Raw genomic sequence first — 19,202 nt, forward strand, 5'->3', positions numbered from 1 at the left:
GATCACCTCGGTTTCGACATTTTGCGGAATGCGTTCGGGGACATTCCGGTCTGCTTTTTGAACACTTTGCTGAAATATTTCTCATCCGGATACCCGACCATCCGGGCGATTTCGGTTATTTTCAGCTGCGGGTTGGCCAGCAGCGCACGGGCTTTGTCCATTCGGATTCGACATAAGTATTCGACGAGATTCTCGCCGAAATGTTGCTTAAATTTTCTAGAAATATATTCGCGGCTTAAATAAAACCGGTCCGCCACATCCTGAAGCGTCAACTGCCGGTCGTAATGCCGGTTCAGATAAGCTTCGATCTGAGGCATCGTTCCGCCGCCTTTGTTTCTCCGCTTCTTCAGCCGCCCTGCCAGACGGAGCAAGCTCTCCGTCAGTTCGCTGCGCCACAGCTCGATCGACAGCTTGCCCTGCTCGTCCAGCGGGACCAGGAAGGTGGAGCTTTCCGAAGGCAGCTTCAGCTCCGGGGGCAATCCGTCGTGGAAAAAATAACGGAGCCACCGTTCCTTGATGACGTTGTATTCATGCCGCCATAATTCGACCTGATCCACCGTAATCCGCTCGAGCCGTCCGACCTCCTGAAGAAAGGCATCGACGGAAGCACGTATTTTGTCGGTTTCACCGCTGCGAAGGGCGAGGCGGATATCTTCTTCAAAGTCGGCAAAATGCACCTTGTTCGGATAGGGCCGTTCGTCGCCGTCATATTTATGAATCCAGCCGCCTTCATCGAGCAGATTGCGGCGGCGCAGCGCCTGGGACGCCTGGTTGTACGACTGATGCAGCCTGTGAGGATGCGATACCGCATCGCCGAGCCCGAAGTCGCTCCGGGTCTGTATTGTTCTGGAGATGGACTGGAGAATACGTGACAGAAGGATGACCGCATGCTCCAGGTTGTCCCACAGCAGTAGGACGATTTCCTTGTCGCTGTTCCGCGGCCGGAACGCAATGCCGATATCGACCGGGATCAAATATGCATTGCATATATCCAGCAGCGAGAAGAAGAGCAGATCCGGATGCAGCGCATATTTGGCACGGACGCTGCGGCTGATCGTGTCCAGACTGAGAATCGCGACCCGGCACGCTTCGGCGTTCTGCAGCGACGGAAGCTCCCGCTCCAATTGTTCGCGGATCAGCCCGAATCCGACGGAATCCGACAAAAGATCCGACAGCAGCTTATCCAAATATAGCGGTTTGAGCCGATCGACCTCAAGCGACCGGGTTCGTTCTTTTTCGCGAATCTGCTCGTCGCGTCTCCATTGGTCGGCGGCGGCCAGCACCGCATCTTGCAGTTGATACAGCTCGGGCGGCTTTAGCAGCAGATCGCTCACGCCCCATTTGATAGCTTGACGGAGCTGGTGCGTATCGTTGAAATCGGTCAAAACGATGATTTTGCTGAAAGGCGCGGAGGCTTGCAGGCGGCCGAGCAGCTCAGGCCCATCTGTGCCCGCAATGCTCCAGTCGAGCAGCAGCAGCTCGGGGCGATCCCGGTCCATCAGGTCCAGGGCGGAAAGTTCGTCTTCCGCTTCCCGTACGGAACCGATTCCGGCTTCCGGCCAGTTGATGCTTGTCCGGATCATATTTCTCAGAAGTTTGTCGGGGGAGGCAATGAGTGCTTTCATGGTGCTGTTCCGTCCTTTGCAAATTTTGTCGCTCGTGTTGTTAGGATTAGACGGCGAAGTCATTTTATCACACAAATTCGACAATAGGAACCGCAGTAGGTCCGTCGGGCATGATCCGTCCTTCGCTGGACACACTATACAGGGAATGAATCGGAGCGGAGGGAACGAAATGACGGTATACGACTGCCTGATTGTCGGCGGAGGGATAGCCGGTCTGCAGGCGGCTATTCAGATCGGCCGTTACGGGCACGCGGCGCTTGTGGTCGATAAAGGCGACGGGCGCTCGACGTTATGCCGCAGCTATCACAATCTGCTCGGATGGCCGGACGGCGTGTCGGGCAGCGAGCTGAGGCGGCTGGGGCGAGTTCAGGCGGAAAGCACCGGGGTGCGTTTCGTCAAGGATGAAATCACGGATGCGGTGCGTCAGGAGGAATGGCTGGAGCTGACGGGGGCCGAGCGGACCTATCAAGCGAGAACCGTACTGCTTGCGACCGGTATCGTCGACCGGTTTCCCGATCTGCCGGGACTGGTGCCGTGTCTGGGCAAAACGGTGTATGTCTGCCCCGATTGCGACGCTCATGAGGTGCGCAACCGCAAGACGATCGTCATGGGCTCGGGAGATACCGGTGCGGCGATGGCGATCACTTTGTCCGGGTGGACCGGCGATTTGCTATACGTGAACCATGAGCGCAAGCCGATCAAGCAGGAGCTGGCGAACCGGCTGAAGGAGGCGGGGATTGCGATGATCCCGGAACGGATCGTCGCAGTGCTGGAGAAGGATGACGGGGTGTTCGGCGGCATTACGCTTCGCGACGGGGGCGACATATGGGCGGAACGAGGGTTTATCGCCTTCGGGGGAAATGAGGTTCGTTCCGGACTGGCCGAGAAGTTAGGCGCAGAGCGGCACGAGAACGGCCATATTATGACCGATGCCCGGACGAAGATGACGACGGTGCCGAACGTATGGGCGGCCGGAGACATCGGCGTACATTCGGAACAGGTGGCCATAGCGATGGGCGAGGGAAGTCAGGCGGCGATCTGGATGCACAAGGCGCTTGGCCGTATGGGCAAAGGGGTGGAGCTGCCGGCCTCAACAGTCGGGCGGAAATAGGGGGGCTGCAGGAGACTCTTCCCGATTCGGTTCCAAGTCGCAGAGAGCGGGAGAAAGGGTTCCCGCGGACATCGCCGTCTTTGCCGTATTCGCCGTCGCCGATGCAAGCCGGGATCGGATTACCTGTTAACGTCAGTGCTTCGCGCACTGGCGTTTTTGGGCTTCAGCGTTATCACCCCCCTTGTTTCCCGAATGTGAATAATTGTAGTTGGATAACAGGATACCTACAGAAGAAAAGTGTCGTTGACAACAACTACCGTTAAAACTATTATATATAATATAGCATATAAATCACATAACATTTATAAACTGGGCCTATTATGAAAGGAGCAGATCGAATGAAACTCGAACTGTTTGCGGAAAGCGACCAGCGGACGCCGCTATCGTTTCCCCATTTTCCTACACGATTGCAAGCCGTCGTCTGGCGCAACTGGGGACTTATTGCCGCGGATAAGCTGGCTTTTACGCTTCGGGCTACCGTCACCGAATTGGAGGAGATTGCGGAAGGACTCGGATTGCCCGTTCCCGAAGCAGCCGATCCGCTCTGGCTGTCGCGCGGCTACATTACGATACTGCGCGCCAACTGGCATCTGCTGCCTTATGAGCAGCTGCTTGTTATGCTGGATTGGACAGAAGAGCAGATGGCGTTCGCGCTCAAAGAGGACGATTTCCTATGGATTAAGATGGGCAGCCTGAAGCCGGCCATCGAGCCGGTCTATTACCGTCCGCTAACCGAAGAGGAGCGGGAGAAGACGGAGCTGCTTCGCGCAACGATAACCCGTTATTTCCCAGAGGACGGTGCGGCCGAGCCGAATGAATGGGGGATCGGGCTTGCCTCGGCGCCAGAGAAGCCGTTTGCCTTCCTTGACGGTTTCCGTTATGCCGGAGCGTCTCAGCGGCAGCGTGAAGCGTCCAGCACCGGCGGAGGAACCGTTCCGGCAGACGGCGAAGACAGGGTGGCGCTGGACGGCAGCACTTCCATCGTTTTGCCGGAAAACGCTTCCGGCCGTGTCCGGACATTCGCTGAACGGTTTGCGAGTAAACTCGAACGTGATTGGGGGTTACGGCTCCGGGTGGCGGACGGCGGCAAGCCGGTCGGTCCGGACTCGAGCGTTGTACAGCTGAAGCTTGCACCGGATGCCGGCAAGCTGCGCGAAAGTCATCGTATCGCCGCAGAAGGCAACCGCGTTACCGTAGAGGCAGTAGATGAGAACGGGCTGCTGCGCGGTTTGCAGTGGATCGCGTCGGGGATGAACGAACAGGGAGGACCTTTCGTGGCCAGGGGCGTGACGAACCGGTCGACCCGCTACGATTTCCGGCTGCTGTACTCTTATTTTGCCGTATATGGAGATCCGCTGCTCGATCCCGAGCTTGATCCGTATCCCGAACACTTGCTCGAAAGTTTGTCGGAGACCGGGGTAAATGCGGTTTGGCTGCAATGCGTGCTGTACCAGCTAGTACCTTTCGCCGAAGCGCCCGAGATGTCGACAGGCTGGGAACGCCGGGTGGAAGGGCTGCGCAGGCTGGCGGCACGGGCAGCCGATTATGGGATCGGAATTTATTTGTACTTTAACGAGCCGCGCTCCATGCCTCTGGAATTTTTCGAGGCGAGACCGGACTGGAAGGGGCATACGATCGGCACTCACGCTTCGATGTGCACGTCGCATCCGGAAGTTCAGCGGTATCTGAAGGAAGGGACAGCGGCGTTGTTCCGGTCGGTTCCGGAGCTGGCGGGGCTGTTCACCATCACGATGTCGGAAAATATGACCAACTGTTACTCCGTGTCCGGCCGATCCAAGCTGACTTGCCCCCGCTGCTCCGAGCGCACTTCGGCTGAAGTGGTGGCCGAGGTGAACCGTCTGATCGCCGAGGGCGCACACAGCGCAAAGCCGGATGCCCGGATCGTATGCTGGACGTGGGGCTGGCGCGAAGTGAACGGATTTGATCTGGAGCGCTGCATCTCGCTGCTGCCGAAAGGGGTCAGCGTCATGAGCGTAAGCGAAGACGAGAAGCCGACGAACGTAGGCGGGGTTCCCGGTCAAGTCGTAGACTACTCGATCTCGCAAGTCGGACCGGGAGATAAGTCGCGGAACGTCTGGAAGGCTGCGCGCCGGCATGGGTTGCAGGCGTACGCTAAGGTGCAGTTCAACAACACTTGGGAATGCTCGGCCGTCCCGTTCCTGCCGGTATTCGACCTGGTTAACGAGCACATTGGCAACTTGAACGAGGAGGGAGTCAGCGGACTGATGCTGAGCTGGACGCTTGGCGGGTATCCGTCCCCGACTTTGGAGATGGCGTCCAGGCACTATTGGACGACCGGGACAGACGAGGAGCGGCATGACGCTCCGGCGGGCGCTAGCCAATCAGCGGCGGATGCTCCGGAGGCTGAGCCCGCTCCGCTCAGCTGGCTGAGAGGCAAATTTGGCGATGAGACCGGCAGCGATATAGCGAGGGCGACGACCGCTTTCAGCGAAGCGTTCCGCCATTTTCCGTTCCATGTCTCAGTCGTGTATACTGCTCCGATGAACTACGGTCCCGGGAATTTGCTGCATCTGACGCCGACCGGCTACAACGCGACGATGGTAGGTTTTCCTTATGACGATGTGCATCGCTGGCGGGCGATCTATCCGCCGGAGACGTTCGAGGAGCAGTTCCGTTTATTGACGGAAGGCTGGAAGCAAGGGCTCGGCCAGTTGATTGAGGCAGGCCGTCAGCTAACGGATTCTTACAAGCAGGACGCTTATACGAATTTGCTGCATAATGCGCTGGGCGCTTACTACCATTTCCGCAGCACGTACCATCAGATCGCTTTCGTCCTGGAGCGGGAGCGGCTGGCCGGGGCGGATGACCCGACTGCAGCGGCAAGCTCCCGGCGGCGGATGAAAGAGCTGGCCGAACGAGAGATCGGCATCACCCGGCAATTGTACGACCTGATGAGACGCGACTCGCGGATCGGGTATGAAGCGAGCAACCATTATTATTACACCGCCCGGATGCTGCAGGAAAAAGTAGTAAACTGCCACGACCTGTGCGAGAAGCTGAGCGCCGCCGAGGTTCCCGTTCAGGAGGAAGCAAGCGGGCAGTAGGCCTGAAATTCAGCAGGTACAAGAAGATCGCCCTTCCGGCCGGAGGGGCGATCATTTGTGTATATACGACGTTTTCCGGTAGTGGGAGGGAGGCTGTCCGGTGCAGCGCTTGAACGACTTGGAGAAGTGATACAGGTCGGAGAACTCGCAGTAATCGGCAATTTCCTGATGGCTTAGCGTCGTGGTGGAGAGCAGCTCCTCGGCGTGTCTAACTCGCAGATGCAGCAAGTATTGATAAGGGGACATGCCGAAGTGTTCGCGAAACACAACGGTAAACCGCGAGGGAGACAAGTTCGCCCGGCGCGCCATCTCGCCCACCGAAACAGGCTCGGATAACCGGAACGACATGTACGAGGTGATCCAGTTCATCATCTGTTTTGAATCTGCAGGCTGAACCTGCTCCTTCAGATGATCCTTCAGTATCATCAGCACGAGTTCGGACGCCGCATTTTGCGCTTCCAGCTACCCATGGAATCGAGGTGGACTCGGACAACAACGTATATGTATTTCATACGGGAACCCCTTCGGTTGTGAAGTTCGATGAAGAGGGCAACTATCTCGGTTCCTGGGGAGAGCGTTTCGAGGGCGGAGCGCACGGATTTTACCTTCACAAGGAAGCAAAGGGAGACTATTTGTATATAACGGATACGGGTGAAGGATAATCCGGATCAGGATGCGTGAATCGGTCATACCAAGCGCATAACGTCCGCATGCGGGGAACAGCGCCCCCTTGCGCCCGGAAGCCTCCTATACCGCAGTTGAAGCGGAAGGAGGTTTTTCGGCATTCGTAGGGAAAGAGATGGATGGCCGCCAAATATGGAACCGGCCCGGGATGAAGCCGTAACATAAAGAAATAACGAAGAAGGAGTGAAGTATATGAGATACGCTGCAGGAAACGCCAAAATTGTTTGCCCGTGCTGCCAAAACGATACGTTTCAGAAGGATTACCGCCAGTTGAACTCCCGGGGAGCGACTTTTTTTGGATTGGACTGGGCGAATCGCAATGCGACGATCCTCGTATGCGATCGATGCACACACATCTCCTGGTTCATGAATGAAGTGGACGACTACGAGTGACGGTTTCCCTCCATAACCGGCTTATTCGGAACGGATGCCTGGCAGGAGAAAGGAGACGAGGGGATGACGGAAGCCGCAGATTGGAAAAACGGCGCGAACGGGCGCAAATTTATCGCTTCTTTCAGCGGAGGGAAGGATAGCACGCTGGCTTTGTATAAAGCTATGAACGCAGGAGATGCGGTAGGTCTCATCGTCATGCTGGAGGAGGAGGGCAAACGTTCCAGATCACACGGCATGCCTCCCGGTCTAATCCGGGCCCAGGCCGAGTCGATCGGCTTGCCGGTATGGACCGGGGCCGCCAGTTGGACGGATTACGAGCGCGTTTTTATGGAATTGCTGGCCGAAGCGAAGCATCAAGGAGCCGAAGTGCTGGTCACGGGAGATTTGGATGTGCCTGTTCAAGATTGCTGGCATGACCGGGTTACCCGCAACGCCGGCTTACAGCTGGGGATGCCGCTTTGGGAGATGAACCACCGGGAAGCCGTCGAAGAGTTCATTCGTCTCGGGTTCATCACGATCGTCGTAACGGTAAATACATCGCTCGGCATGACGGAAGACGATCTGGGGCGAATTTTGTCGATCGGGTACATCCGGGAGCTGGAGGCCCGCGGCATCGACCCTTGCGGAGAAGGCGGGGAGTTTCATACGACCGTTTTGGGCGGTCCGATTTTCCGCTACCGGATTCCCGTCCGCCAAGGCGAGATCGTAAGGGACGGGGTGTACGCTTTTTTGCCGCTGGAGCTGGATGAGCGGAGCTGGAGCGAGAGGGAAACGAAGGACCTCTAAACCGAGCGGTTCGAGGTCCTTTCTCCTGCCGGGACTCTGATAGGGATTAATCCAGTTCGGCTCGGGCAAACAAGTCCCGGATCAGCGCATCGTCTTCGCACGCTTGCTTAAACCCGGTAGCGAAACGGTACATCGCTTCTCTCTCGCTGGAGTAGGCGCAGAACATACTCGCTTCCGGGTCAAACCGGATAACGCCGGCCAGCTCAGGCATCTTCTCCTCCAGGAAAACGGCCGCAAGCGAACCCCAGTCGTAGCCGTTACCTTCAAATCCCTCGTCCGCCCTCAACTCGAATAGCTCGGCTTTGTACTCACCGACGTTCAAAATCATGGACACATTGCCGCTGTCATGTTGGACCAGCACGAACGGCCGGATCTGATCGGCAACTGTTTCAAACGACTCCTCGTCCTGTTCGGGCGATCCCGGAATATCAACAGCTTTCAGCCGGTCGATCAAATCATCCGTCGCCGCCGCTGTTAGCTGCAATGTGCCGTCCTTCTCCACAATCAGCCCTTGCTGCAAGCGGTTATCCAGCCAATCGGTAATAAAACCGGGGGCATACCCTCCAGTGCTGAACTCGCCGCCGAAAGCGATCATCTGTTCATAGACGCCCAGATACCGGTCGCGGGTTGTTTGCGGATACGATTTCGTATACAGCCAAAACTGCAGATCGTACATCAGCATCGAGCGTTCGTCCGCATGCAGCGCGAAAAACCCTTTCTCCTCTACGATTTGGGTGCAGATCGTACGGATGACGTGTTCGATCCGCTCCACTTCGTCCACCTTGACGCATAACTCCGCAAGCAGGGGCGAGAATTTGCCGGCAGCGACTTTCCGGAAATCCTCCTGCTTGTCCTCTTCGGACGTATCGTACACGTCCTCATGGACCAATCCTTGGATGAAAGCGGCGAAATCAGGGGCCAGGAACGTAATGTTGTAGTCCGCTTCCTGGTCGACATGAACGACGGCCGGTTCCCCGTCCCTGCCGCACTCGCGGTAATCCAGCATGATCACATCATGACCGGCGGACGGACAGTCGCAGATAACGACGCCGATGTCGGGATAGCCCCATTCCTCAATCATAAAAGGACTGCCGAACTCACCGCACAGCGAGTAGGCTTTCTCCCGTCCGATTCCCATAATTCCGGATATGGAGATATGATCCTCAGCCCAAGAGGTGGCATTGTCGGTAGGGAAACACGTATGGACGGGAATTCCGCCGTTATGTATTTTCATCATGGCGATATAAGAGGCCGGCAGCTTATAGCCCAGCTCCTCTTCGATGGAAGCGATCAGCTCGTCTGTCGGCGGTTCCGACACGTATTCCTTTCGTGCATAGTCCGAATCGTCCCAGAACCGGGTGAAATCGATCTGGCCGAAGAAGTCACCGTCTGCCGGTGTTCCGGTGCCGCTTGCGTTGTCCGGTTTCACTCGCTTGCTTCGGGTAACTTGACTATGCGGCTTCCCGGCTTCCTGACGGCTTGAAGTCAAAAAGTCCAACGTATCGGGATCTCCGGGATCGAGCTTGTCCGCATCCCCAAACGCGTGAACGGCTTCGTCGTAGCGTTTCAGATAATAGTAAGCGTAGCCGAGGCGGAAATGCCACAGCGGGTCTTGCCTGCCCTGCCCCTCGACGATCAGCAGCTGCCGGACGGCTTCTTCGTAACGATCCAGATTGTTGAACGCCCGGGCGAGAAGGCAGACGGCGTCGTAGTCCCGTTCCGTTTCAGGAATCTCCAGTAACGCGCTGACGATTTTCTGGTGCTCGCTGTGCTTGTGCCAGCGGGTGAGCTGCTTCAAGAGCGATTGGTCCATGATGTCACCTCTGATTCGAATGTAAATCTTTGACACAGGTATTAGACGCTAAAATAGCAGGTTAGGTTGCTGTAACCTCGGATGCGGGACCCAATCAGGAGGAAAGCGGTGCAAAAAACGCCGCAGCGCAGAGGCTGTGGCGTCGGTGCGTTCTATTGGTTGCAGTAAACGGCCAGAATGCCGTCACTTCAGCTTTTTCAAAAACGTCGCCATGCTTTCCTTGCCTCCGATGAAAATTCGTTTGAGTTCAAGCGGAGACTGCGACGGTTCGGTGTGCCCCTGATCGATCGTGAAGGCGAAGCGGACGCCGTGCTTCTCCAGCAGCTTCAGCGTAGTCGCATTGCGATTCCCGTACGGATAACAAAAGGCGAGCGTATCGACTCCCGTATGCTCCTTGAGCTGCTTGATCGATTCGGCAATCTCCAGCTCCTGTTCCTCCGCGCTCAGCTTGTTCAAGTACGGGTGGGTCGCGCCGTGGGGCTGGATGTCCCATCCGGCGTCACGCATCGCGCGGATCTGATCCCAGTCCGCGAAGTAGCCGTCCTGGCCGGTCATGCCGACGGAGACGAACATCGTGGCGCGGAAGTCGTATTTCTTTAATATAGGCATCGCGTTGGTATAGTTGTCGGTGTAGCCGTCGTCGAACGTAAGCAAGACGGCCTTGTCCGGGGCTTCCCGTTTGCCGTCCCAGATGTCGATAAATTCCCGGAGCGTCAGCGTCTTGTACCCTTCGCTTGCGAGGTGGGCCATCTGTTCATCGAGCTTCTTCGGATCGAGAACGGCATTGTTGTCCGGATTCACATCGATGCTGTGATAGTTCAGCACCGGAATGGAAAACTTCTTCTTCACGGCCGGCTTATCGGATGACGATGGTTGCTCCAGCGGCGGCGTTCCGCCGTTCTGCGCGCCCGGGCCGGCGGTCGCCGCAGAGGCGTCTCCGGCTAGGGAGATGCTGCCTGCCGCAGCCGGGGATGAGATCGCGGCTGCTGCTGAACCATTCGGGTCAACGGAACCGTCTCTCTGTGATTTTATGGAATCGCTTCCATGTCCGGGCAGCGTGCCGGCCGGGCCGGCGCTTTCGGAGACGGCCGGCGTATGATCTGTCGGAGCCGGCGCGGACGGGGCAAGCGGCGGCAGCGATTCGGAGGAGCTCAGTCCCTCATGCGTGCGGTCCTGCGATATCGTCAGGATGTCCCGCTCCGCTCCCGCGCAGCCCGCGCACAGCAAAGCCGCGGCTACCCACAGCGGCGCGGTTTTTTGCCGCAAAAGCCTTGTTCTTGAAACCACATGACCCACCATTCATCCCAACCCCCGCAGCGATAATCAATCCGGTTCATCTGTTCTGTTACATCTTATCTTCGGATGCAGGATTCCATGCTTAACCCCGCGACCGCGCACTGACGCATGTCCGGCAGTCCGGTCCTGCAGGCGGTCTCCCGTTACTCGGAAGGAACGGCTTTGTGCAGGACATGACTGTACTGCTGCAGCGCCTGCTCGCCGATAGGCGTGAGGCGGTAGATGCCGCGCCCGGTCCGCTCGAACCAGCGGTAATAATTTTTTTGTAAAAGAAGCGCCACTTTCGGGTTCCCGGTCAATTCCCGCAGCCGCTTGGGCGTCAGGTCGCCGTGCAGCTGCAGCGCTTGTGCGCAGGCGAGCGCCTTCTCCCGGTAGGCAGTCATCAGCTTGCGCTTCGTGCTGCCGCCGACGTTGTAATCTCCGCTGCGTTCGCGGAATTCGTGTACGAGCCGGGACGCCTTCACCTTGCTTTTCCGCGGCATGTATGGCTCCGGATCGCATACGACGTTAACGGCAGGCTTGCGGGTTTTATAAAACCGCACCGTAATCAGGCCCAGGCCGAGACGGCGGCACAGACGGGACAGATCGGACCAGGACGCGCCGTGGGGGGCTTTCCCGGACTCGGGCATCTCGACGGCGACATATACGTGGTCGGACTGCTGCAGCCTGTCGATCCCCTGAATGAGCAACGGAATGTTGAACGTCTTCTTCAACTCCACGATGACCGGAGGTTCGTCGCCGCGCAGCGCGACCAGATCGCAGTGGTGCACTTCGCCGCGCACTTCGTAGCCAAGCGCCTCCATGTAGCGTTTGACCGGTTCGTACAGTTCGGTTTCGCTTCGGATCGGCACGTGTACAGGTCTCCTTGTTTTCAGTAGTTTCATTATAGCATATACGTACGCCGCAGGAACTTGTATCCAGCCGTTTTCATTGATTTTCAAGGGGCGGAACTGGTTCGGAAGTAAAATTTTCGGGCAATTAATGCCGGGCAGGCGCATACGTATTTAATACGCTGCAAAATCAAATAGCCCAAGCATGGAAGCTGGAGCGTGCGAGTTTAACATTCGGAAGGGTGAACCGTCTTGACGCGTGCAGATGAAAGGAGGTTACCATGGATATTTTCAAACGGATAACAGAACACCGACAAGAGCAGGAGAAAGCGTCCTGGACCGGTACGTTTGCCGAATATGTCGAAATCGTCAAGGACAATCCGAGCGTAGCCAAGACCGCGCATGCGCGTGTGTATGATATGATCGCATGGCACGGCATCACGGAGGACAACGGTTTCAGGAGGTACCGTTTCTTCGAGAACGAAATGTTCGGTTTGGACCGGACCCTGGAGAAGCTGGTCGAGGAGTATTTCCATTCCGCGGCAAGGCGTCTCGATGTTCGCAAACGGATCTTGCTGCTGATGGGCCCGGTCAGCGGCGGAAAATCGACGATCGTTACGATGCTGAAGCGGGGGTTGGAGCGTTATTCGCGTTCGGAGGAAGGAGCGCTGTACGGTATTAAAGGCTGCCCGATGCACGAGGAGCCGCTGCATCTCGTTCCGATGGAGCTTCGTCCCGAGGTCGAGAAAGCGCTCGGCGTAAGGATTGAGGGCAATCTGTGTCCGGCTTGCCAGATGCGTCTGAAGACGGAACATGACGGGCGGATCGAAGACGTGCTCGTTGAACGGGTGCTGCTGTCCGAGGAGGATAGGACCGGGATCGGCACCTTCAGCCCGTCGGACCCGAAGTCGCAGGATATCGCCGACCTGACCGGCAGCATCGACTTCTCCACGATTACGGAGTTCGGCTCCGAGTCGGACCCGCGCGCTTACCGGTTCGACGGAGAGCTGAACAAGGCGAACCGCGGTCTGATGGAATTCCAGGAAATGCTCAAGTGCGACGAGAAGTTTTTGTGGAACCTGCTATCGCTAACTCAGGAGGGCAATTTCAAGGCGGGCCGGTTCGCGCTCATCTCGGCGGATGAATTGATCGTCGCCCATACGAACGAATCGGAGTACAAATCGTTTATTTCGAATAAGAAAAACGAAGCGCTCCAGTCGCGTATTATCGTCATGCCCGTCCCTTACAACCTGAAAGTATCCGAGGAGGAGAAAATTTACCGCAAGCTGATCGGGCAGAGCGACATGAAGCATATTCATATCGCCCCGCATACGCTCCGGACGTCCGCTATCTTCACGATACTGACCCGGCTCAAGGAAACGAAAAAGCAAGGCGTCGATCTGATTAAAAAGATGAAGATGTACGACGGGGAATCGATCGAAGGGCTGAAGGAAGCCGATCTGAAGGAAATGCAAAGCGAGTTCGCCGAGGAAGGCATGTCGGGTATCGATCCGCGCTACATCATCAACCGGATCTCAAGCGCGCTCATCCGTCACGATCTGAAATGCATGAATGCGCTCGACGTGCTGCGGGCGATCAAGGACGGGCTCGATCAGCATCCGTCGATTACGAAGGAGGAACGCGAGCGGTTTCTGAATTACATAGGGGTCGCGCGCAAGGAGTACGACGAGCTGGCGAAGAAGGAAATCCAGAAGGCGTTCGTCTACTCGTACGAGGAGTCGGCCAAGACGCTGTTCGACAACTACCTCGACAACGTCGAAGCGTACTGCAACTGGCAAAAAATCCGCGATCCGCTGACCGGCGAGGAGATGGACCCCGATGAGCGGCTGATGCGCTCGATCGAGGAGCAGATCGGCATATCCGAGAACGCCAAAAAAGCGTTCCGCGAAGAAATCCTGATCCGGATGTCGACGTACTCACGTAAGGGCAAGCGGTTCGATTATAACAGCCACGAGCGGCTGCGCGAAGCGATCGAGAAAAAGCTGTTCGCCGATTTGAAAGATATCGTCAAAATTACGACATCGACCAAAACGCCGGACGAGAATCAGCTGAAAAAAATAAACGAGGTAACGAAGCGGCTCATCGACGAGCACGGTTACTGCCCGGTATGCGCCAATGAAATGCTGCGTTACGTCGGCAGTTTGTTAAACCGGTAGTCCGAGCGTCTGCGGTACGGTCAACAGGCACAAGGGTCCGGCGGAGCCACCGCCGGCGTTGTGCCTGTTCGTTATGCTAAGATGCGCGCAAGTGCCGCAGGCCGTCATCGATGCAGCTTGACCCTGTGTGCCCGCTTATGAGCAAAGGGAAAACGAATAAGAGCGGTTTGTGAGGCTGTCGATTCAATGTGTAGAAGTGTTAGCAGGCCGTTCCAAGTGAAAAGCTACCTTCTTCTGCTCAACAGGTTGTCCGGAATCCCTTGATTGAATAAGGATTGTAAGGTAGGGGATTCGCAACCGGGCCGCTTCCTATCTCCGGGGACGAGTTGTACGGAAGCGGCTTGGACGACAGACAAGCCGTTCGGGATTTGGAATTTTACTCCCTACTGTGAGCGCATACAATCCAAATACTAAGCCGTTCTCCTTCCAACCATTTTCCATAGGATGCGGAAGGATATTGGCGTATTTTTCTATTTCTCTGGGGTAACCTCCCCTGAGCCCCGGTCAGCCCGGATAACGCCCGATTCTCGAAGCTGTGCCCGTTTCCCCTCCCCGGCCGATTACGGTAAACTGGATACCATGTCGTCATAGACGCCGACATCAATTCGGTAAGGAGGAATGCGCATGGCACAGCCGAGGTACGTAACCGACATCGACAAGCTTACGCAAATCCCTGAAAAAGAGAGAGGGCGCCTGAAAGCGGTCACGGAACAATTCGTATTCCGGATAAACGCGATCGAGGGCGGCTAGACGAATTTGAACGATCACCAGTCGCAGGACGAGAGATACGGCGAGCACCCGATGCTCGGCGGTCCGGCGGATGCGTCCTGGTTTGACAATTTATCCGGAAGTAAGAAGCGCACGGTTCAACCGGCAAAACAAACGAGCGCCGTCGTATCGGCGACTAGGCTTTCCGATATGCCCAGCGGCGGCAGAGAGAAGGTACGCTTATGAGCGCGGCGGGCGCGCCGGCCGCGCTTAGCGGGAACGAACAGATACGGGAAAAGCTGATCAGCCGGAAAATCGAGTTTATCGGGCTGCAGTTTACCGATCTGCTCGGCTCTGTCAAAACCGTTTACGCCCATATGGATGAGTTCGAGACGATTATGGCGGGCAAGACGATGTTTGACGGCTCGTCGGTGAAGGGCTTTGCCCGTGTCGAGCAGTCCGAGCTGAGGCTGATGCCGGACTTGTCCACGCTGAGAGTCGATGCGTTCGAGGCCGAGCGGGGCCGTGTCGCGTATGTGTACTGCGATGTGCTCCGGCCCGGCGGAGAGACGGCCGAATGCTGTTCGCGCTCGATCCTGAAGCGGGCGCTGAAGGAAGCCGCGCGGCTCGGCTGCAGGCTGAATGTCGGCCTGGAGGGAGAGTTTTTCCTATTCGAGACGAACGAGCTCGGAGAGCCGATCCGGAAGGCGCATGACGAGGTGGGCTACTTCGACGGGGGCCCGGCCGACCGCGGAGAGCGGACCCGGATGGAGATCGCCTCGGAGATGAAGCGGCAAGGCTTTATGCTGGAGGCGGTCCATCACGAAGTTGCCCACGGCCAGCACGAGATCGACTTCAAATACGGGGAAGCGCTCGCGGCTGCCGACCGGTGGATGACGTTCCGTCAGATCGTCAAGCATGTCGCCCACCGCAACGGCCAGCACGCGTCCTTTATGCCGAAGCCGTTCGCCGGGCAAAACGGCAATGCGATGCACTGCAACCAGTCGCTGCAGTCGCTGGACGGAGTCAACGTCTTCTTCGACAACGGCAGTCCGGACGGATTGAGCGATACGGCGCGTTATTATATCGGAGGTCTGCTGAAGCATGCCAAAGGGATAGCCGCGATCTCCAACCCGATCGTGAACTCCTACAAGCGGCTGCTTCCCGGCTACGAAGCGCCGACCCATATCGCCTGGTCGTCGAGCAACCGAACGGCGCTCGTCCGGATTCCGTCCGCACGCGGGAGCGGGACGCGGGTCGAACTGCGGACGCCGGACCCGGCTGCCAATCCGTATCTCGTCTTCGCGGTTATGCTGAGAGCCGGACTGGAAGGCGTCGCTTCCCGGCTCGAGCCGCCGGAGGAGGCGGCAGGCAATATTCACCGGATGAGCGCCGAGGAGCGCGACAAAGCCCGGATCGGCCGCTACCCGCGCGACTTGCACGAGGCGCTGGACGAGATGCGCAGCGACGAGCTTATCCGGGAGACGCTTGGACCCGCCGCATTCGAGATGTATATCAGCCTGAAACAGCAGGAAGCGGATGAATATGCCGCAGTCGTTCATGCGTGGGAGACGGACCGGTATTTGGGACGGCTCTAGATTCGGAACAAGCCTGCCGGTTTGCAGGCATCGGCAAGTTCGGCGCCGTGCACGGAGAAGCAAGCTCTCCTGCGCGGCGTCTGGCGTTTTAGGCCGTTTATGCCCGTCAGGATCGTGTCCGAATATACCCGCCCCGGTTTTTCCGATTTTTACTTCGGCCTGCCGCTTTTTATATGAACGGAACCCGTAGTATAATAGGGAAGAAAATAGGATCGGACTCGTGCCGGAGTTAAGGATTAGGGGCGTACACCACCAATGCATGTCATCTTGTTTCTATCGTTCTCCTCGCTGGAGTGGCTCGCGCTTGTCGTATTAATGTTCACTATGTTTCGATTCCAGCTGCGGGATTACGCAGGACAGCTGCTGTTTACGGCGTTTTTGTTGTCTTTGTTTTCCTACGTCGTGTTTCACACGCTGCAGATCAAACTGGCCTTTACGCTGCTGCAGCCGCCCGTCGTATTTCTCTTCTTATGGCAAATTTATCGGATTCAGCCCTTTTACGCAGGTTTAATGACGACCTACGGCTACTTGGCGTATCTTCTTGTGCAGAAGTCCGTCCTCTTCGCGGTGTACCGGCTCGGGCTGTCGCCGGTCGAGGTGCTTTATGTCACCTGGAAAGGGGCGGCCGTTCAATGCGCCACGGCGGCCATCGCCTTCCTGGCCGCTTATCTGTTCGGCAAATACCGGCTGGGCTACACGTTCGTTCCGGATTCGGTATTCGCTCCGGTGCACTGGAACCGGCTGAACGTCACCCTGCTTGTCCTGAGCCTGATCGGTTACGGAATCGTGGCCGTTTCCGGTCACGACATGTATGAGAGCGGCTCGATGCCGCTGCTGCTTCTGTTTATGACAGGCGGGATTATGGGCGTTCTGCTCCGATTGGCGCTCAAAAAAGAAGAGTCCAGCGCCCGAAGAGCGTTCGGCATGCACAAGATGATGCGGGAACACGGGCGGACGGAGAAGAAGCCGCCTGCTTGAACGAAACGGCATACACCGGGCAGGGAAAGAGACGTTTCCTCCCGCTTCGACGGCGGGGTTGGAAGCGTCTTTGCGCATGTCTGCGGGACATCATCCGGGACGGCGGCAGCTGACGGGTTGCCGAGATAAGTCTTGAGGAATAATTTCCTTTTTAAGTTGGAAGATATTTGCTGTACAATGGAAGCGGATGCAACATTGATTTCGATTCACAAAGCGGCTCCTGTGCGTTACACGTTAGCAAAGGAGATGATAAACATGATCGAAGCGTGGGCGGAGAAAATGGGAATTGCCATCTTTTATTCGATTCCGCTTCACTGGCCGTCCTCTTCCTGGTCCAGGGCCTGTCGCTGTTCCGAGGGAAGCAAGTGTAGAGCTGCAGCGACGGCGGGCGGTCCTGAAGGAACAACGATTGACAAGTACAAGCCCGTCCCTCTATAATTCATAACAACCGAATAGAACGGTCTGGTTCGAGAACAGGAGTAACCTATACCCGTAAACACAGCCTTCGTTAATGCGAAAGCGTGTTTACTGTGGTGTAGGTTTTTTGTTTTTCCGGCCGGCCGTTCCTTCGGGCATAAGGGGAAAGCGAGGGTTTTTCTCATGAAGGGATATATCTTTGATCTGGACGGCACGGTATATTTGGGAAGCCGGATGATAGAAGGGGCGGCGGATGCGATCCGCATCTTGAGGGAGCGGGGCGACAAGGTTGTTTTTTTGACGAATAAGCCGATAGCGACCCGCGCTTCCTACGCACAGAAGCTGACCCGGATGGGGATACCTACGGAGATTGGCGATGTGCTGAACTCATCTCTCATCGTAGCGAGATATTTGCAGAGAACGTTGAAGCCGGGCCAGCGCGTCTACGTCATCGGCGAAGAGCCGATCCGTCAAGAGCTGGAGGCGCACGGGGTCGAGTACACGGAGGACGCCGGGAAAGCGGATATCGTCGTCTTGTCGTGGGACCGCAGCTTTACGTACGACAAGCTGAACGCGCTGTATCAAGCATCGCTGAGGGGGGCGGCCGTGATCGCCTCCAATCCCGACGTTACTTGTCCGCTGGAGGACGGTCAGCTGCCGGATACCGGCACCTTTATCGCCGCGCTTGAGAGCGCGCTCGGCAAGTCCGCCGTCGTCGTAGCGGGCAAACCGTCCCGGATCGCAGCTGAGGAAGCACTGCAGCATATGGGGCTGGAATCAACGAGCTGCTTCGTGGTGGGGGACCGGCTGGAAACCGACGTCCGCATGGCGAACGACGCCGGGATGCATTCGGTGCTTGTGCTCACGGGAGTCGGGACGAGAGAGCAGGCCGAAGCGGGGCCGGACCGGCCGCGCACCATTTTGCCCAGCATAGTTAAAATTGTGGACTTATAGGCCGGGATCGTCCGTTCCGTGTTATAATGGGGATAGTCTGTTACAGGAGGACCTTACATGTACCCGATAGTCGATCTCGTCGATCATCAGACGATCGCCGCCGTTCAGAAAGAATCCGATCTCGATGCTGCGCTTCAAGGGAAAGTCAACGTCATTTTTTTATTGACCGGGTCGCTGCTGAACATCCATGAGCTCACCGAGCGGGTCACGCAAGCGGGCAAGCATGTGTTTCTGCATATGGAATTCATTGAAGGGATCGCCGCAGACAAGGGCGGGCTGGCTTATATCGCCAAACATGTCAGGCCGACCGGCATCATCTCCACCAAAAGCATGCTGATCAAAGCCGCCAAGGATCACGGTCTGCTCGCGATCCAGCGCATCTTCCTGATCGACCGCAACGCCGTCGTGCGCGGCATTAAAGCGGTGGAGCAAAGTTCTCCCGACGCGATCGAAGTGATGCCGGGCATCATGCCCCGCATTATCCGGGAGATGACGACGATGACCCCCCTTCCGATTATTGCCGGGGGACTTGTCGGGAATCAGCAAGAAATCGACGAAGGGCTGAGGGCCGGCGCGCTCGCCGTATCCGTAGGCGCCCACGATCTGTGGTAAGTCGTCCGCCAGTCGGACTTATACATACCTGAACTTCTATGAAGTACGACCTGTCTGGGTGAGGAGACCGAGAGATTGCCCGAATAGGCCGGAGCGGCGTTTTTTCGTCATGCGAAAAGATTAGCTTTTCCGGC

The 19,202-nt window shown here is 57.1% G+C and carries 17 protein-coding genes; 12 read left to right on the plus strand and 5 right to left on the minus strand.

All coding sequences use genetic code 11. The features are described from left to right. Positions 1-2: 2 nt before the first annotated feature. Positions 3-1,625 carry a response regulator transcription factor gene (locus PV433_RS25405; protein ID WP_332074830.1) on the minus strand — a complete coding sequence of 541 codons (1,623 nt, stop codon included), beginning with the start codon at positions 1,623-1,625 and terminating at the stop codon, positions 3-5. A 169-nt stretch (positions 1,626-1,794) separates the two neighbouring features. On the opposite strand from PV433_RS25405, the gene PV433_RS25410 reads away from it, so the two are divergent. Continuing rightward, positions 1,795-2,736 (plus strand): NAD(P)/FAD-dependent oxidoreductase, encoded by a 942-nt coding sequence (locus tag PV433_RS25410; protein WP_332074831.1) that lies wholly within the window; start codon positions 1,795-1,797, stop codon positions 2,734-2,736. A 338-nt stretch (positions 2,737-3,074) separates the two neighbouring features. Then, a complete protein-coding gene (locus tag PV433_RS25415) occupies positions 3,075-5,822 on the plus strand; it encodes a hypothetical protein (RefSeq protein ID WP_332074832.1) in 2,748 nt (915 codons plus the stop codon). Positions 5,823-5,873: 51 nt separating this feature from the next. Here PV433_RS25415 and PV433_RS25420 read toward each other — a convergent pair whose 3' ends face one another. After that, positions 5,874-6,248, minus strand: coding sequence for a helix-turn-helix domain-containing protein (locus PV433_RS25420; RefSeq protein WP_332074925.1), 375 nt, complete (start codon positions 6,246-6,248; stop codon positions 5,874-5,876). Positions 6,249-6,352: 104 nt separating this feature from the next. On the opposite strand from PV433_RS25420, the gene PV433_RS25425 reads away from it, so the two are divergent. From PV433_RS25425 to PV433_RS25435, 3 genes are all read left to right on the plus strand, one after another. Next, positions 6,353-6,484, plus strand: coding sequence for a hypothetical protein (locus PV433_RS25425; protein WP_332074833.1), 132 nt, complete (start codon positions 6,353-6,355; stop codon positions 6,482-6,484). 214 nt (positions 6,485-6,698) lie between these two features. Then, a complete protein-coding gene (locus tag PV433_RS25430) occupies positions 6,699-6,899 on the plus strand; it encodes a hypothetical protein (protein WP_190931575.1) in 201 nt (66 codons plus the stop codon). A gap of 63 nt (positions 6,900-6,962) precedes the next feature. Then, on the plus strand, positions 6,963-7,685 hold the full coding sequence (locus PV433_RS25435) for a diphthine--ammonia ligase (protein WP_332074834.1): 723 nt from the start codon (positions 6,963-6,965) through the stop codon (positions 7,683-7,685). A 46-nt stretch (positions 7,686-7,731) separates the two neighbouring features. Here PV433_RS25435 and PV433_RS25440 read toward each other — a convergent pair whose 3' ends face one another. The 3 genes from PV433_RS25440 to PV433_RS25450 form a co-directional block, all read right to left on the minus strand. Continuing rightward, on the minus strand, positions 7,732-9,498 hold the full coding sequence (locus PV433_RS25440; protein ID WP_332074835.1) for an Imm51 family immunity protein: 1,767 nt from the start codon (positions 9,496-9,498) through the stop codon (positions 7,732-7,734). A gap of 183 nt (positions 9,499-9,681) precedes the next feature. Further along, the gene (locus PV433_RS25445) at positions 9,682-10,797 is read right to left on the minus strand and encodes a polysaccharide deacetylase family protein (protein ID WP_332074836.1); all 1,116 of its coding nucleotides are present in this window, start codon (positions 10,795-10,797) and stop codon (positions 9,682-9,684) included. Positions 10,798-10,937: 140 nt separating this feature from the next. Continuing rightward, positions 10,938-11,645 carry a DUF2161 domain-containing phosphodiesterase gene (locus tag PV433_RS25450; protein WP_332074837.1) on the minus strand — a complete coding sequence of 236 codons (708 nt, stop codon included), beginning with the start codon at positions 11,643-11,645 and terminating at the stop codon, positions 10,938-10,940. Positions 11,646-11,905: 260 nt separating this feature from the next. On the opposite strand from PV433_RS25450, the gene PV433_RS25455 reads away from it, so the two are divergent. The 7 genes from PV433_RS25455 (at position 11,906) to PV433_RS25485 (ending at position 19,068) form a co-directional block, all read left to right on the plus strand. After that, a complete protein-coding gene (locus tag PV433_RS25455; protein ID WP_332074838.1) occupies positions 11,906-13,801 on the plus strand; it encodes a PrkA family serine protein kinase in 1,896 nt (631 codons plus the stop codon). Positions 13,802-14,425: 624 nt separating this feature from the next. Then, on the plus strand, positions 14,426-14,551 hold the full coding sequence (locus PV433_RS25460) for a hypothetical protein (RefSeq protein ID WP_332074839.1): 126 nt from the start codon (positions 14,426-14,428) through the stop codon (positions 14,549-14,551). Between the two features lie 6 nt (positions 14,552-14,557). Then, positions 14,558-14,755: a hypothetical protein gene (locus PV433_RS25465; protein WP_332074840.1), complete on the plus strand. Its 198-nt coding sequence runs from the start codon at positions 14,558-14,560 to the stop codon at positions 14,753-14,755. Next, on the plus strand, positions 14,752-16,107 hold the full coding sequence (gene glnA / locus PV433_RS25470; RefSeq protein WP_332074841.1) for a type I glutamate--ammonia ligase: 1,356 nt from the start codon (positions 14,752-14,754) through the stop codon (positions 16,105-16,107). Before PV433_RS25465 ends, glnA begins: the two co-directional genes overlap by 4 nt. A 255-nt stretch (positions 16,108-16,362) precedes the next feature. Next, positions 16,363-17,085 carry a hypothetical protein gene (locus tag PV433_RS25475; protein ID WP_332074842.1) on the plus strand — a complete coding sequence of 241 codons (723 nt, stop codon included), beginning with the start codon at positions 16,363-16,365 and terminating at the stop codon, positions 17,083-17,085. Positions 17,086-17,685: 600 nt separating this feature from the next. Further along, complete coding sequence (locus tag PV433_RS25480; protein ID WP_332074843.1) at positions 17,686-18,456, plus strand: HAD-IIA family hydrolase; 771 nt, start codon at positions 17,686-17,688, stop codon at positions 18,454-18,456. 57 nt (positions 18,457-18,513) lie between these two features. Further along, positions 18,514-19,068: a glycerol-3-phosphate responsive antiterminator gene (locus PV433_RS25485; protein WP_332074844.1), complete on the plus strand. Its 555-nt coding sequence runs from the start codon at positions 18,514-18,516 to the stop codon at positions 19,066-19,068. Positions 19,069-19,202: the final 134 nt, after the last annotated feature.

Source organism: Paenibacillus sp. GYB004 (assembly GCF_036577605.1).
GTDB classification, from domain to species: Bacteria; Bacillota; Bacilli; order Paenibacillales; family NBRC-103111; genus Paenibacillus_AB; species Paenibacillus_AB oceani.